Source organism: Streptomyces sp. NPDC059455, assembly GCF_042750115.1.
Lineage (GTDB): Bacteria > Actinomycetota > Actinomycetes > Streptomycetales > Streptomycetaceae > Streptomyces > Streptomyces endocoffeicus.
The window spans coordinates 2240-18237 of sequence record NZ_JBHYVB010000216.1 but is presented as its reverse complement, the minus strand read 5'-3'; the positions used below and the strand labels follow the sequence as shown (position 1 = coordinate 18237).

General features: G+C 74.4%; 2 protein-coding genes. Both read left to right on the top strand.

The genetic code is table 11. The features are described 5' to 3' along the window. On the top strand, positions 1 to 4262 hold a 4262-nt coding region (locus ACFXB5_RS44760), incomplete at its 5' end, for an SDR family NAD(P)-dependent oxidoreductase (RefSeq protein ID WP_385219606.1). A gap of 41 nt (positions 4263 to 4303) precedes the next feature. Further along, a partial coding sequence (locus tag ACFXB5_RS44755; RefSeq protein ID WP_385219604.1) for an SDR family NAD(P)-dependent oxidoreductase occupies positions 4304 to 15998 on the top strand: 11695 nt, incomplete at its 3' end.

The following is a 15998-nucleotide window of genomic DNA, read 5'->3' as shown; positions in this document are numbered from 1 at the left end:
GGAATCTGCGGGAGCGGGTGCGGTTCGCCGATGCCGTCGAGGCGCTGCTGGCCGATGGGCATCGGGTGTTCATCGAGGCCAGCACCCACCCCGTGTTGATCCTCGGTCTGCAGGAGACCTTCGAGCAGGCGGGTGTGGACGCGGTCGCCGTACCGACCCTGCGTCGCGATCACGGTGGCCAGGCCCAGCTCCTCCACTCCCTCGGCCAGGCGTTCATCGCCGGGGTCGAGGTCGACTGGAAGACGGCGTTCCCGGCCGACCCCACCCCGCGTACCGTGGACCTGCCCACGTACGCCTTCCAGCACCAGCGCTATTGGCTCGACGGCCTCAGTGGCCGGGGCGCCGACCCCACCGACCTCGGACTGGTCGCCGCGGGCCATCCGCTGCTGAGCGCCGCCGTGGAGCTTGCCGATGGCCAGGGCCATCTGCTGACTGGACGGCTCTCGGCGCAGTCCCATGGCTGGCTCGCCGACCATGTGGTGGCGGGCGCGGCCCTGGTGCCCGGAACGGCCATGGTCGAGTGGGCGCTGCGGGCCGCCGACGAGGTCGGCTGCGGTGGGGTGGAGGAGCTGGCGCTCCAGGTACCGCTCGTGCTGCCGCCCAGCGGCGGGGTGCGCCTGCAAGTTGTCGTCGGCGGGCCGGGCGCCGATGGCCGACGCGATGTGCGGATGTACTCGCGCCCCGACGACGGCGCCGACACGACGGCCGGGTGGGTGTGCCATGCGGAGGGCGTGCTGAGCCCACCTCCCGACGGCTCCACGCCAGTGGAGGAGTTGGGCGGGGCATGGCCACCGGCCGGTGCGAAGCCGATCGACCCCATGGACTTCTACGAGCACATCGCCGCGTCGGGGTACGCGTACGGTCCCGCCTTCCAGGGGCTGCGCGCCGTGTGGCGGGACGGTGCGGACCTGCTGGCCGAGGTGTCGCTGCCCGAGGCCGCGGGGGAGCGGACGGGATTCGGCATCCACCCGGCGCTGCTCGACGCCGCCCTGCACCCCGTTCTGCTGACCGATGGTTCACCGAGCGACGCCGAGTCGGCCGATGGCCGGGTGTGGCTGCCGTTCACCTGGAACGACGTGTCGCTGTGGGCGGCCGGGGCGAGCACGGTACGGGTGCGGATCTCTCCGTACCAGCCGAGCGCGGAGCGGGAGCGAACGCTGCGGGTGACCGTGGCGGACGCCCTTGGCGGCCCGGTGCTGAGCGCCGACGCGGTGGTGCTGCGGTCCGCCGACGCCGATCAGCTCCGTACGTCCCAACGACCGGGCGCGGATGGGCTGTTCGTCATGGACTGGGCTCCCCTGCCGGTTTCCGCACCGCCCAATGGCGACCGGCGGTCCGCGGATCACCCGGCCGATGACACCGACTGGGTGATTCTGGGGCCCGAGGACAGGGCTCCGGTCGGGTCCGCCGCCGTATGCCATCCGGATCCGCAGGCGTTGATCAGCGCGCTCGACGCGGGCGCCCCCGCCCCCGCCGTCGTGCTGGCACTCGAACCCGCCGAGGCGGTCCATGCCCGGGATGACGGGATGGCGGCCGACGGGCTGACCTCGGCGGAACGGGTCCTGGAGCTGTTGCAGAGCTGGCTGGCCGAGCCGCGCCTGGTCGAGGCCCGGTTGGTGGTGGCGACACGTGGCGCCATCGCGACCGGCGACCCGGTTGGCGTTGACCCCGCGGCCGAGGGCGTGGATGTGGCGGGCGCCGCGATTTGGGGCCTGGTGCGCAGCGCGCAGGCCGAGAACCCGGGTCGTTTCCTGCTGCTCGATCTCGACCCTCACGCCGTGGTGTCCGCCGGCCTCGTGACCGAAGCGGTGGCGCGCGCCATCGAGATGGACGAGTCGCAGCTGGCCCTGCGTGCGGGGCGGGCGCTGCTGCCCCGGCTGGTGCGCGCCGCGCCGAGCGCGGGCCTGGCGGCCCCGGCGGGGCAGTCCGCGTGGCGGCTCGGGCTCGACGGCGCCGGGACTGTGGACAGCGTACGGCCGGTGGCGTGCCCGGAGGCGCTGGAGCCCCTGCGGCAGGGCCAGGTGCGCATCGACGTCCACGCGGCGGGCGTCAACTTCCGCGATGCGCTGATGGTGTTGGGGATGTACCCCGGGGACGCGGTGTTCGGTGGCAGCGAGGGCGCCGGTGTGGTGCGGGAGGTCGGCCCCGGAGTGACCGGCCTCGCCGTGGGCGACCGGGTGATGGGCCTGTTCGAGGGCGCGTTCGGCCCGCTGGCCGTGGCGGACGCCCGTACGGTCGTGCCCATCCCCGAAGGCTGGACCTTCCGGCAGGCGGCCGCGGCCCCCGTCGTGTTCCTCACCGCCTGGTACGGGCTCGTGGAGCTGGGCGGGCTCCAGGCGGGCGAACGCGTCCTGATCCATGCGGCGACCGGTGGTGTGGGAACGGCCGCGGTGCGGATCGCCCGGCATCTCGGCGCGGAGGTCTACGCGACGGCGAGCCCGGCGAAGCACGGGGTGCTGGAGGAGATGGGCGTCGACCAAGCCCACCGGGCGTCGTCGCGCGACCTGGACTTCGAGGAGGCGCTCCGTGAGGCCACCGGTGGCCGGGGCGTCGATGTGGTGCTCAACAGCCTCGCCGGTGAGTTCGTGGACGCCTCGCTCCGTCTCCTCCACGAGGGCGGCCGATTGCTGGAGATGGGCAAGACCGACATCCGCGACCCGGAGCTGATCGCGGCCGAGCACCCCGGCGTCCGCTACCACGCGTACGACCTGATCGCCGACGCCGGTCCGGACCGTATCGGCGAAATGCTGCGCGAGCTGGGCGAGTTGTTCGCCTCCGGTGTGCTGGAGCCGCCTCCGGTACGGGCATGGCCGCTCGGCCGGGCGCGTGAGGCGTTGCGGTGTATCGGCCAGGCCAAGCACACCGGCAAGCTGGTCCTGGACGTCCCCGCCCCGGTGGATACGGACGGCACCGTGCTCATCACCGGTGGCACCGGGACCATCGGCGCACGCGTCGCCGAGCACCTCGTCCGTACCTGGAACATCCGCCATCTGCTGCTGGTGAGCCGCAGCGGCCCCGACGCACCAGGGGCGCAGGAGCTGGTGGCCCAGCTCGCCGACCTGGGCGCCGACGTGCGCATCGCCACCTGCGACATCGGCGACGCCGCCCAGGTGGCCGAGGCCCTCGCGGGCATCGACCCGGACCACCCGCTGACCGGTGTCGTACACGCGGCGGGGGCGCTGGACGACGCGATGCTTCCCTCGCAGGATCCGAAACGGCTGGCGCGGGCCTGGGCGGCGAAGGCCGCGGCGGCGGCCCATCTGCACACCGCCACCGCGCATCTGCGGCTCGGCATGTTCGTGCTGTTCTCCTCCTTCGCCTCCGACCTGGGCACTCCCGGCCAGGCCAACTACGCCGCCGCCAACGCCTTTTGCGACGCCCTGGCCACTCGCCGGCGGGCGGCCGGGCTTCCCGGGCTGTCGGTGGCATGGGGACTCTGGGCGGCCACCAGCGGTCTCACCGCGCGGCTGGCCGACGCCGATCTGGCCCGGATCGGCCGTCTGGGCATCAAGGCCAACAGCACCGAGGAGGGGCTGGCGCTGCTGGACGCGGCCTGCCACCACGGCCATCCGCATCTGCTGGCGCTCCACCTGGACACCGGCTCCCTCGCCGCTCAGGTCCCGGGCACCCTTCCCAGCCCCCTGCGGGCCCTCGCCACCGTCGGTGGCAGCGGACGGGCCCGGCCCACGGCGGCCGCCGGCGGACAGAACACCGACTGGGCGGGCCGGCTCAGGGGGCTGCCACCCACCGAACAGCACCGGCTGCTGCTCAACCTGGTGCGCACCCAGGCGGCCACGGTCCTCGGCCACGCCGATCCGGGTGTGGTGCAGCCGGACGCGTCGTTCAAGGACCTCGGCTTCGACTCGCTGACCGCCGTGGAGCTGCGCAACCGGCTGGCCGCGGCCACCGGACTGCGGCTGCCCGCGGCCCTCGTCTTCGACCACCCGGAGGCGGCGGTGCTGGCCGAGCATCTGCGCCGGGAGCTCTCGCCGGACGGTGAGCCGGGCGCCCAGGGCCCAGAGGTAGCCCAGCCCCACCCCGTCCTCAACGAGCTGGTCAGGCTGGAGAACAGTCTGTCGGCTGCCGTCGTCGAGGACATGGACTCCGGCGCGGTCACCGCCCGGCTGGAGACCTTGCTGTCCAAGTGGAAGGCGATGTGCTCGTCGGCGCGGCCGGACGACGGCGATGCCGTGGAGCGGTTGCAGGTGGCGACCGCCGATCAGGTTCTGGAATTCATCGACACCGAACTTGGCCTGTCATGAACAACGTGGCGCGCCCTTCGCTGAAGGCCGGGTGATCCTCCGTGACGCACGCTAATGAAGAGAAGCTGGTCGACTATCTGAGGCGAGTGGCAGGCGATCTGCACGAAACGCGTCAGCGGCTGCGCGAGCTGGAGGACCGCTCCCAGGAGCCGGTGGCCGTGGTCGGCATGGCATGCCGCTACCCCGGCGGCGCCGACTCGCCCGAGGCGCTGTGGCGGCTCCTGGCCTCCGGCGCGCATGCGATGGGGGAGTTCCCCGACGACCGCGGCTGGGACCTGGAAGGGCTGTTCCACCCGGACCCGGACCACCCCGGCACCAGCCATGCCCGCGAGGGCGGTTTCCTCTACGACGCCGACCGCTTCGACCCCGAGTTCTTCGGGATCAGCCGGCGCGAGGCGCTGGTCATCGACCCGCAGCAGCGGCTGCTGCTGGAGGTGTCCTGGGAGCTCCTCGAACGTGCCGGAATCGACCCGGTCTCGCTGAAGGGCACCTCGACGGGCGTGTACGCCGGGACCGCGCTGCCCGGCTTCGGCACCCCGCACATCGAGAAGAACGCCGAGGGCTATCTGGTGACGGGCAACGCGCCCAGTGTGCTCTCCGGCCGGGTGGCGTACACCCTCGGCCTGGAGGGGCCGGCCGTCACGGTGGACACGGCGTGCTCGTCCTCGCTGGTGTCGATGCACCTGGCCTGCCAGGCGCTGCGGCAGGGCGAGTGCGCCCTGGCCCTGGCGGGCGGGGTGACGGTGATGGCCATCCCGAACGTCTTCACCGAGTTCTCGCGGCAGCGCGGGCTGGCTCCCGACGGCCGGTGCAAGGCGTTCTCCGCCGGCGCAGACGGCACGGCCTTCTCCGAGGGCGTGGGCCTGGTGCTGCTGGAGCGGCTGTCCGACGCGCGGCGCCACGGCCATCGGGTGCTGGCGGTGATCCGGGGCTCGGCCGTCAACCAGGACGGCGCCTCCAACGGCCTGACCGCGCCCAACGGACCCTCCCAACAGCGCGTCATCCTCCAGGCGTTGGCGAACGCACGGCTGTCCCCGGCCGAGGTGGACGCGGTGGAGGCACATGGCACCGGAACCCGCCTCGGCGACCCCATCGAAGCCCATGCGCTGCTCGCCACCTACGGACGGGACCGGACCGAGGACCGGCCGCTCTGGCTGGGGTCGGTCAAGTCCAACATCGGACACACCCAGGGCGCCGCGGGCGTGGCCGGTGTCATCAAGATGATCATGGCGATGCGGCATGAGACGCTGCCCGCCACCTTGAACGTCGAGCAGCCCACGCCCCACGTGGCATGGGACACCGGCGCCGTACGCCTGCTCACCGAAGCCGTCGGGTGGCCGCGTGGCGAACGGCCCCGTCGGGCCGCGGTGTCCTCCTTCGGCATCTCCGGGACCAACGCCCATCTGCTGCTCGAACAGCCCCCCGCCGATGAGCCCCTCACATCAGACGGGACCCCTGGGCCCACCGCCGCGGACCCGGCGACGCCGGACCGCCGCATGGTGCCCTGGGTGGTGTCCGCCCGTACCGGCCAGGCGTTAAGGGACCAGGCCGAGGCGCTCGCCGCCCACCTCACCGCCCACCCCGGGCTGCCCGTGGCCGATGTGGGCTGGTCGCTGGCCCGGACCCGCTCGGCCTTCGAACACCGGGCCGTGGCCATCGGCGAGGACCGCGACGAACTGCTGGCCGCCGTGCGGGCGCTGGCCGATGACGAGAGCCACCCCGGGCTGATCCGGGCCACGGCGGCGAGCCGCTCCGGCGGCACCGCCTTCATGTTCACCGGTCAGGGCAGCCAGCGGCCCGGTATGGGCCGTGAGCTGTACCGGACCTTCGAGGTGTTCGCCGCCACCCTGGACGAGGTCTGCGCCCATCTCGATCCGCTGCCCGCCCGGCCGCTCCGCGAGATCCTCTTCGCGGCGGAGGACACCGACCAGGCGCGGGCCCTGCACGGCACCGGTGTGACCCAGGCGGCCCTCTTCGCCCTGGAGACGGCGCTCTTCCGGCTCGTCGAGTCGTTCGGCATCACCCCCTCGTTCCTGACCGGACACTCCGTCGGCGAACTGGTGGCCGCGCATGTGGCGGGCGTGCTGTCCCTGCCGGACGCCTGCGAACTGGTGGCCGCTCGCGGCCGGCTGATGCAGGCGCTGCCCTCCGGTGGCGCCATGGCCGCCGTCGAAGCCACCGAGGAGCAGGTCCTCCCGCTGCTCGCGGGCCATGAGGACCGCGTGGCGCTCGCCGCGGTCAACGGCCCCACCTCGGTGGTCGTGTCCGGAGCCGCCGAAACCGTCGACGAGATCGCCCGCACCCTGAAGGAGCGGGGGCACCGCACCAAGCGGCTCCGGGTCAGCCACGCCTTCCACTCGCCCCTCCTGGCCCCCATGCTCGACGACTTCCGCGACGTGGCGCGACGGCTCACCTACCACGCACCGCGCATCCCGGTGATCTCCAACGTCACCGGCCGGCAGGCCGACCCCGAGCAGCTCCGCGACCCCGAGTACTGGGTGCGCCACGTCAGCGAGCCCGTACGGTTCCACGACGGGCTGCGCACCCTGCACGGCGAAGGCGTGACGCGCTACCTCGAACTCGGCCCGGACGCCGTCCTCACCACCATGGCCCAGGACGCCCTGGCCGCCGACACCTCCGACACCCCAGACGCCGCGCCCGTGTTCGCCACCGCCCTGCGCCCGGGCCGCGACGAGCCCCGTACGCTGCTGACCGCGCTCGCCCTGACGCACATCGACGGCGGCACGGTCGACTTCGCCGCGGCCCTCCCCGAGGACGCGGGCCATGTCGACCTGCCCACCTACCGGTTCCAGCGGCAGCGGTACTGGCGGCCCGTCCCGAACGCCACCGCCGACGTACGCGCCGTCGGCCTCGGCGCCACCGGGCATCCCCTGCTCCAGGCCGCTGTGGAAACGCCCGACGGCGGGCTGCTGCTCACCGGACGGCTGTCCGCGCACACCCACGCCTGGCTCGCCGACCACACCATCGCGGACAGCGTCCCCCTGCCCGGTACGGCCCTGCTGGAGCTGGGCTTCCTCGCCGCCGCGCGCACCGGCTGCGACCTGGTCGACGACCTCACCCTGGAGACACCGCTGATCCTGCCCGCCTCCGGCGCGGTCCGGATCCAGCTCGCCGTCACCCCGCCCGACGAGACCGGACGACGGACGGTCACCATCGCCTCGCGCCCCGCCGACGAGGGCGGCGACGCCCTGGACGCCCCGGCCGCCTGGCGCCACCACGCCACCGGCCTCCTCTCCGACGTGGCCCCGCCATCGCCCGACGACGAGCCACCGGCCACGGCCTGGCCACCCGCCGGGGCCGTCCCGGTGGACGTGGCGGACCTGTACGAGCGCCTGGCCGCACAGGGGTACGCCTACGGGCCCGCCTTCCGGGGTCTGCACTCCGCATGGCGGCTCGGCGAGGAGATGTTCGCCGAGGTACGTCTGGCCCCTGAACAGCGCGGCGAGGCCGACGGCTACGGACTGCACCCCGCCCTGCTCGACAGCGCCCTGCACCCGGTGGAGGAGCTCTTCGGCCGCTTCGCAGGCTCGGGCCGCTTCGGCGGCGACCACGCGCCGGACGGCGCCGAGGGGACCGTACGGCTGCCGTTCTCCTTCGGCGGGGTGCGCCTCTTCGCCACCGGCGCCACCCGGCTGCGCGTACGCATCACCCCCACCGCCCCGGACACCATCACCCTGAGGCTGACCGACGACCACGGCGCGCCGGTGGCCACCATCGACGCCCTCGGGCTGCGGGAGATCTCCGCCGACCGCTGGCGCTCCGCCCGCGCCGCCACGGACGACGCCCCGCTGTACCGCCTGGACTGGCAGCCGTATCCGGTCTCCGCCGACACCGCCCCACCCTCGGCGAGTTGGGCGATCGTCGGATCCCAGGACCCGGACCCGGCACTCCCGGCACACCCGGACCTGGCCGCCCTGCGGGCCGCCCTCGACGGTGGACAGGCCGCCCCCGACATCGTCGTCCTCGAATGCCCCGGCGCGCCGGACACCTCATCAGACCCGGACGAGACACCCGCCCGCGTACGCGCGGCGGTCCATCACGTCCTCGACGCGCTGCGCACGTGGCTGACGGACGAGCGGTTCAGCGGGGCCCGGCTGGTCATCGCCACCCGTGGCGCCGTCGCCACCGGCCCCGGGGACGGGCCCGCCGACCTGGCCACCGCGCCCGTATGGGGCCTGGTCCGCGCCGCCCAGGCCGAACACCCCGAGCGCATCCTGCTGCTCGACCTGGACGGCGACCCCGCGTCGCGCGATGCCCTGCGCACCGTCCTTCCGGCCGCCGTCGCCGCCGCCGAATCCGAGGTGGCGGTGCGGGCGGGAACGGCCCATGTGCCCCGTCTGGTCACCGTTCACCCTGACCAAGACACCCCGCCCCGCTTCCTCGACCCGGACGGCACCGCGCTGATCACCGGTGGCACCGGAGCGCTCGGCCGGCTGGTCGCCCGCCATCTGGTCGCCGCACACGGCGCCCGCCATCTGCTGCTGGTCAGCCGGCGCGGTGGCATCACGGAGGACATCGACGCGTTCGCGGACGAACTGACCGCGCTGGGCGCGGCGGACGTACGCGTCACCGCGTGTGACGCCGCCGACCCCGAGGCGCTGACCGCACTGCTCGCCACGCTCCCCGAAGCCCATCCGCTGACGGCCGTCATCCACGCCGCGGGGGTGCTCGACGACGGTGTGGTCACCGCCATGACCCCCGAGCAACTCGACACCGTGCTCGCCCCGAAGCTGGACGCCGCATGGCATCTGCACCGGCTGACCCGGGACATGGATCCGGCCGCGTTCGTGATGTTCTCCTCCGCCGCCTCCATCATGGGCAACGGCGGCCAGGCCAACTACGCCGCGGCCAACATGTTCCTCAACGCCCTCGCCGAACACCGCCGCGCCGAGGGGCGGACGGCCCACACGCTGGCCTGGGGGCTGCTGGCGTCCGCCGGTGGCATGACCGGCCACCTGGACGACGCGGACCTCGCCCGGATGGCCCGCTCGGGTATCGCCTCCGTCTCCAACGAGCAGGCGCTGGCGCTGCTCGACGCGGCGCTCACCACCGACCACCCCACACTCGTCCCCGCGCGTTTCGACCTCGCGGCGCTGCGCACCCGGGCCGCCGCCGGGCCACTTCCGCCCGTGCTGCGGCGGCTGGTGCACGTCCCCACGCGGGCCGCGCGGAACACCGGATCGGGCTCCTTGTCCGGACGGCTCGCCGGACTGTCCACCGAGGAGCAGGACCGGCTCATCGGAGAGCTGGTCCGCGACCAGGTGGCCACCGTGCTCGCCCATCCCGCACCGGACGCCATCGACCTGGGCAGGGCCTTCCAGGACCTCGGCTTCGACTCGCTCACGGCACTCGACCTGCGCAACCGGCTCAACGCCGCCACCGGCACCCGGATCCCGGCCACCGTCATCTTCGACTATCCGACCCCCGACGCCCTGGTGCGCTTCCTGCGGGAGCGACTGGTCGGCGCACCGGCCGGGACACCGCTTCCGACGCCGCCGGCCGTCGTGGCCACCGACGACGACCCGATCGCCATCGTCGGCATGGCCTGCCGCTATCCGGGCGGCGTGGGCTCCCCCGAGGAGCTGTGGCGGCTGGTGGCCGAGGGCGTGGACGCGATCGGGGAGTTCCCCGCGGACCGCGGCTGGGACCTCGGGGGCCTCTTCGACCCCGACCCGGACCACACCGGTACCAGCTACGCCCGCGAGGGCGGATTCCTCTACGAGGCGCCGCGGTTCGACGCCGAGTTCTTCGGGATCTCCCCCCGCGAGGCGCTGGCCACCGACCCCCAGCAGCGGCTGCTGCTGGAGACGGCGTGGCAGGCGTTCGAGAGCGCGGGCATCGACCCGGTGAGCCTGCGCGGCAGCCGCAGCGCGGTGATCACCGGGGTGATGTACGACGACTACGGCAGCCGCTTCCTGGGCCGCACCCCGGAGGGCGTCGAGGGCCGGCTGATGACCGGCAGCACACCGAGCATCGCCTCCGGCCGGGTGGCGTTCACCTTCGGCCTGGAGGGGCCCGCGGTGACGGTGGACACGGCGTGTTCGTCGTCGTTGGTGGCGATGCATCTCGCGGCGCAGGCCCTGCGGCAGGGCGAGTGCACCCTGGCCCTGGCCGGTGGTGTCACGGTGATGGCGACACCGAACACCTTCGTGGAGTTCTCGCGGCAGCGCGGACTGGCCCCGGACGGCCGCTGCAAGCCGTTCGCCGCGGCGGCCGATGGCACGGGCTGGGGCGAGGGCATCGGGCTGCTCGTCCTGGAGCGGCTGTCGGACGCGCGCCGCAACGGCCGTGAGGCGCTGGCGGTGATCCGTGGGTCGGCGGTCAACCAGGACGGCGCGTCCAACGGTCTGACCGCGCCGAACGGGCCCTCCCAGCAGCGGGTGATCCGCCAGGCACTGGCCACGGCACGGCTCTCCCCGGCGGACATCGACGTGGTCGAGGCCCACGGCACGGGCACCACACTCGGCGATCCCATCGAGGCGCAGGCGCTGCTGGCCACGTACGGGCAGGAGCGGCCGGAGGGCCGTCCGCTGTGGCTCGGCTCCATCAAGTCGAACATCGGCCATACGCAGGCCGCCGCGGGCGTGGCGGGTGTGATCAAGATGGTGCTGGCGATGCGCCATGGCCTGCTGCCCGCCTCGCTGCACGTCGACGAGCCCAGCCCGCATGTGGAGTGGGACGACGACGGAGTGCGGCTGCTGGCCGAGGCGGTCGAGTGGCCGACGGACGAGCGCCCGCGCCGGGCCGGTGTGTCGTCCTTCGGCATCAGCGGCACCAACGCCCATGTGATCCTGGAGCAGGCCGACTGGGCCGACCAGGCCGACCAGGCCGAACGCACCGTGCCCGAGCCCGAGTCCGGTGGCCCCCGGGTGGTGCCCTGGGTGCTGTCCGCCCGGGGCGCGGGCGCGCTGCGGGACCAGGCGCGGGCGCTGGCCGCGCGGCTGGCCACCGGCCCCTCGGCCGCGCCCGTCGAGGTGGGCTGGTCCCTCATCCGCTCCCGTACCCTGTTCGACCACCGCGCCGTGGTAGTCGGCGAGAGCCGCGCCGAACTGATGGCGGCCGTCGAGGCGCTGGCGGCCGACGAGACACACCCGGGCGTGGTGCACACGGGCACGGCCGCCACCATGGGCGGCGCGGGGCCGGTTCTGGTCTTCCCTGGCCAGGGCTCCCAGTGGATCGGGATGGGCGCCGGACTGCTGGACGCCTCACCGGTGTTCGCCGCCCGGGTGGCCGAGTGCGAACGAGCGCTCGCGCCCCACGTCGACTGGTCGCTCACCGATGTGCTGCGCGGCGTGGACGGCGCGGGCGATCTGAGCCGGGTGGACGTGGTGCAGCCGGTGCTCTGGGCGGTGATGGTGTCCCTGGCCGCCGTATGGGCGGGCCATGGCGTGCGGCCCGCCGCCGTCGTGGGCCACAGCCAGGGCGAGATCGCCGCCGCCTGCGTGGCCGGGGCGCTGACCTTGGAGGACGGCGCCCGGATCGTGGCCCTGCGCAGCCGGGCACTGCGCCAACTGGCCGGTGGCGGGGCCATGGCCTCCCTCGGAGTGGGCCAGAAACAGGCCACGGATCTGCTGTCCGGGCTCGGCGACCGCGCCACCGACGTGGTCGTGGCCGCCGTGAACGGCCCCGCCTCCACGGTGGTGTCCGGCCCGCCGGAGCAGGTGGCCGCGGCCGTGGCGGCCTGCCGTGACACCGGAGAACGGGCCAGGATGATCGAGGTGGACTACGCCTCGCACAGCCCCCAGGTCGATGAGATCGCCGCTGAACTCACCCAGCTGCTCAGGGGAGTTGAGCCGGTCGAGGCGCCCGCGTCCGGGGTGGTGTTCTACTCCACCGTGACCGGTGCCCGTGCCGACGGCTCCGTCCTGGACACGGGCTACTGGGTGCGGAACCTGCGGGAGCGGGTGCGGTTCGCAGAGGCGATCCAGGCGCTGCTGGCCGATGGCCACCGGGTGTTCATCGAGGCCAGCACCCACCCCGTCCTCACAGTGGGTATGCAGGAGAGCTTCGAGGAGGCGGGCTTCCCCGCCGCCACCGTCCCCACCCTGCGCCGCGACCACGGCGACCTCGCCCAGCTGATGCGGTCGCTGGCCCAGGCGTTCACCGCGGGGATCGACGTCGACTGGGCCACCGTGTTCCCCACCGACCCCGCGCCCCGCACCGTGCCGCTGCCCACCTACGCCTTCCAGCGCGCGCGCTACTGGCTCGAGGGCACCGCGGGCCGGGGCGGCGACCCCACCGACCTCGGCCTGGTCTCCGCGGACCACCCGCTGCTCGGCGCGGCCGTGGAACTCGCCGACGGCAGCACCCATCTGCTCACCGGACGGCTGACGGCCGGTGGCGGCGAGGGCTGGCTCGGCGAACACGTGGTGGCGGGCGCCCGGCTGGTCCCGGGCGCGGCCCAGGTCGAATGGGCGCTGCGGGCCGCCGACGAGGCGGGCTGCGGCACGGTGGAAGAACTCGCCCTGCAGATCCCGCTCGTCCTCCCCGACACCGGCGGGCTGCGCGTCCAGGTGGTGGTGGGCGAGGCCGCCGACGACGGACGCCGCGACGTACGGGTGTACTCCCGGCCCGACCGCGACACCGAAACCACCGCGGCCCCGGTCTGGGTGTGCCATGCGGTCGGCGTAGTCGGCCCCCACGGCGCATCGGCACCCCGGCCCTCCGGGGCGTGGCCCCCGCCGAGCGCGGAAGCGGTGGACACGGACGGCTTCTACGAGCGCGCCGAGGCGGCCGGATACGGATACGGGCCCGCGTTCCAGGGCGTCCACAAGCTCTGGCGCGACGGCGCGGATGTGCTCGCCGAGGTGGCGCTGCCCGAAGCCGCGGGCGACCAGGCCGGATTCGGCATCCACCCGGCGCTGTTGGACGCCGCGCTGCACCCGGCGTCCCTCCTCGACCGGACCGACCGGACCGACCCGACCGACCAGCCCGACCGGCCCGAGGAGCAGCACGACGACGGCCGGGTGTGGCTGCCGTTCGCCTGGAACGGCGTGTCCCTGTGGGCCGCCGGAGCGACCACCGTACGCGTCCGGCTGTCCCCACGTGAGCAGGGCGCGGACGGCGAGCGGGCGCTGCGGATCGCGATGGCCGACGCCGTGGGCGACCCGGTCCTGACGGTCGACTCGCTGGTGCTGCGCCCGGCTCGCGTGGATCAGCTGCGGACCGCCGGACGGGGCGCCGTGGACGGGCTGTTCACCCTGGACTGGATCCCGCTCTCCGAGCCGGCACCCGGCGCGGACACGGGCCTGCCCCAGCCGGTGGCCGGGGACGGCGGCTGGGTGGCGTTGGGCTCCGAGGGCCTGGACTGGGCCCCCTCGGGCGTGGTCCGCCATCCGGACCTGGAGTCGCTGGTCGCGGCGATCGACACCGGGACCCCCGTGCCCTCGGTGGCGCTGACCGCCGTACCGGCCTCGACGACGGCCGTGGACGTCGGGGCCGCGGAGGCCGATGCCCTGGCGGCCGTACGGCGGACCCTGGACCTGCTGCGGGGCTGGCTGGCCGAACCCCGGCTGGCCGAGAGCCGCTTGGCCGTGGTGACACACGGCGCGGTCGCGGCCGGTGGCCCGGTCGCGGAGGACCCCGGCTCCGGGGCGGTGGACACGGCCGGTGCCGCGGTGTGGGGGCTGCTGCGCAGCGCACAGGCGGAGAACCCGGAGCGGTTCATCCTGCTCGACCGCGATCCGCACGGCGCGCCCGACCCCGGTGAGATCGGCGCGGCGGTGCTGGACGGTGTGCTGAGGGCCGTCGCCCTGGACGAACCGCAGGTGGCGGTGGGCTTCGGCCGGGTGTGGGCACCCCGTCTGATGCGCGCGGGCGGCCCCGGCAGCGGAGGTCTGGTGGGCCCGGTGGCACAGCCCGCGTGGCGGCTCGCCGTGGAGGGCGCGTCCACCGTGGACAATGTGACGCCCGTGGCGTGCCCCGAGGCGCTGCAGCCACTGGGGCCGGGAGAGGTCCGGATCGCGGTGCACGCGGCGGGCATGAACTTCCGCGATGCGCTCATCGTCGTCGGAATGTATCCCGGAGGCGGGGTGTTCCGCGGCAGCGAGGGCGCCGGAGTGGTCGTGGACATCGGCCCGGAGGTGACCGGGCTCGCGGTGGGCGACCGGGTGATGGGCCTGTTCGAGGGCGCGTTCGGCCCGTGGGCGGTGGCGGACGCGCGCATGGTCGTGCCGGTCCCCGACGGCTGGAGCTTCCGTCAGGCGGCCGCCGTACCGGTGGTGTTCCTCACCGCCTGGTACGGGCTGGTGGACCTGGCCGGGCTGCGGAACGGCGAAACGGTGCTGATCCACGCCGCAACCGGTGGCGTCGGCATGGCGGCGGTGCAAATCGCCCGCCACCTGGGCGCCGAGGTCTACGCGACGGCGAGTCCCGGCAAGCACGGGGTGCTGGAGGGCATGGGCATCGACCAGGCGCATCGGGCCTCGTCGCGCGATCTGGACTTCGAGGAGGTGTTCCGCGAGGCCACGAGCGGACGTGGCGTCGATGTGGTGCTCAACAGCCTCGCCGGGCCGTTCGTCGACGCCTCCCTGCGACTGCTGGCCGACGGCGGACGGCTCTCCGAGATGGGCAAGACCGACATCCGCGACCCGGAACACCTCGCGGCCGTGCGTACGGGCATCCGCTATCGCGCCTTCGACCTGGTCCCCGACGCCGGGCCGGACCGTATCGGGGAGATGCTGAACGAGTTGAGCGAGCTGTTCGCCGCCGGAGTGCTGCGGCCCGCACCCGTACGGCCCTGGCCGCTCAGCCGGGCGCGGGACGCGCTACGGCAGCTGAGCCAGGCCAAGCACACCGGCAAGCTGGTGCTCGACGTACCCGCGGCGGTCGACCCGGACGGCACGGTCCTCATCACCGGTGGCACCGGCACCCTGGGCGCCTACATCGCCGAACACCTCGTCCGCGCCTGGGGGATCGGCCATCTGCTGCTGGTGAGCAGGCGGGGGCCGGACGCTCCGGGCGCCCACGACCTGGCCACCCGGCTGGAGGAGCTGGGCGCGCGGGTGCGCGTCACGGCAGCGGATGTCACCGACGCGTCGGCGGTGGCCGAGCTGGTGGCGGGGGTCGATCCCGCGCATCCGCTGACCGGAGTCATCCACGCCACCGGTGTGCTGGACGACGCGGTGGTCACCGCACAGACCCCCGAACGGCTGGCGCGGGTCTGGACGGCCAAGGCCACGGCCGCGGCCCATCTGCACACGGCGACAGCGCATCTGCGGCTCGGCATGTTCGTCCTCTTCTCCTCCGCCGCGGGCACACTCGGCAGCCCGGGACAGGCCAACTACGCCGCCGCCAACGCCTTTTGTGACGCGCTCGCCGCCCACCGCCGGGCTGCCGGGCTGCCGGGCGTCTCGATCGCCTGGGGCCTGTGGGCCGACGCAAGCGGCATGACCGGACACCTGGCCGAGGCGGATCTGGCCCGGATGTCCCGTACCGGGGTCGCGGCCCTGAGCACCCGGCACGGTCTGGCCCTGCTCGAAGCCGCCGTCCAGCACGGCGGTGCCCATCTGGTCGCCGCCCAGGTGGACCCCCGAACCCTCGCCGGACTGCCCGCCGACAACCTGCCCGCCACGCTGCGCGCCCTGGCCGCCACCGGCGGCGGTGGCGGCGGGGGGGGGGGGCCCCCGCGGGGCGCGGGCGGGTGGGGGCCCGGGGTCGGGGGGGGGGCGCGGCCGGGGGGGGGGCCGCGCCGACCGCGCACGCACGAGCCGCAGA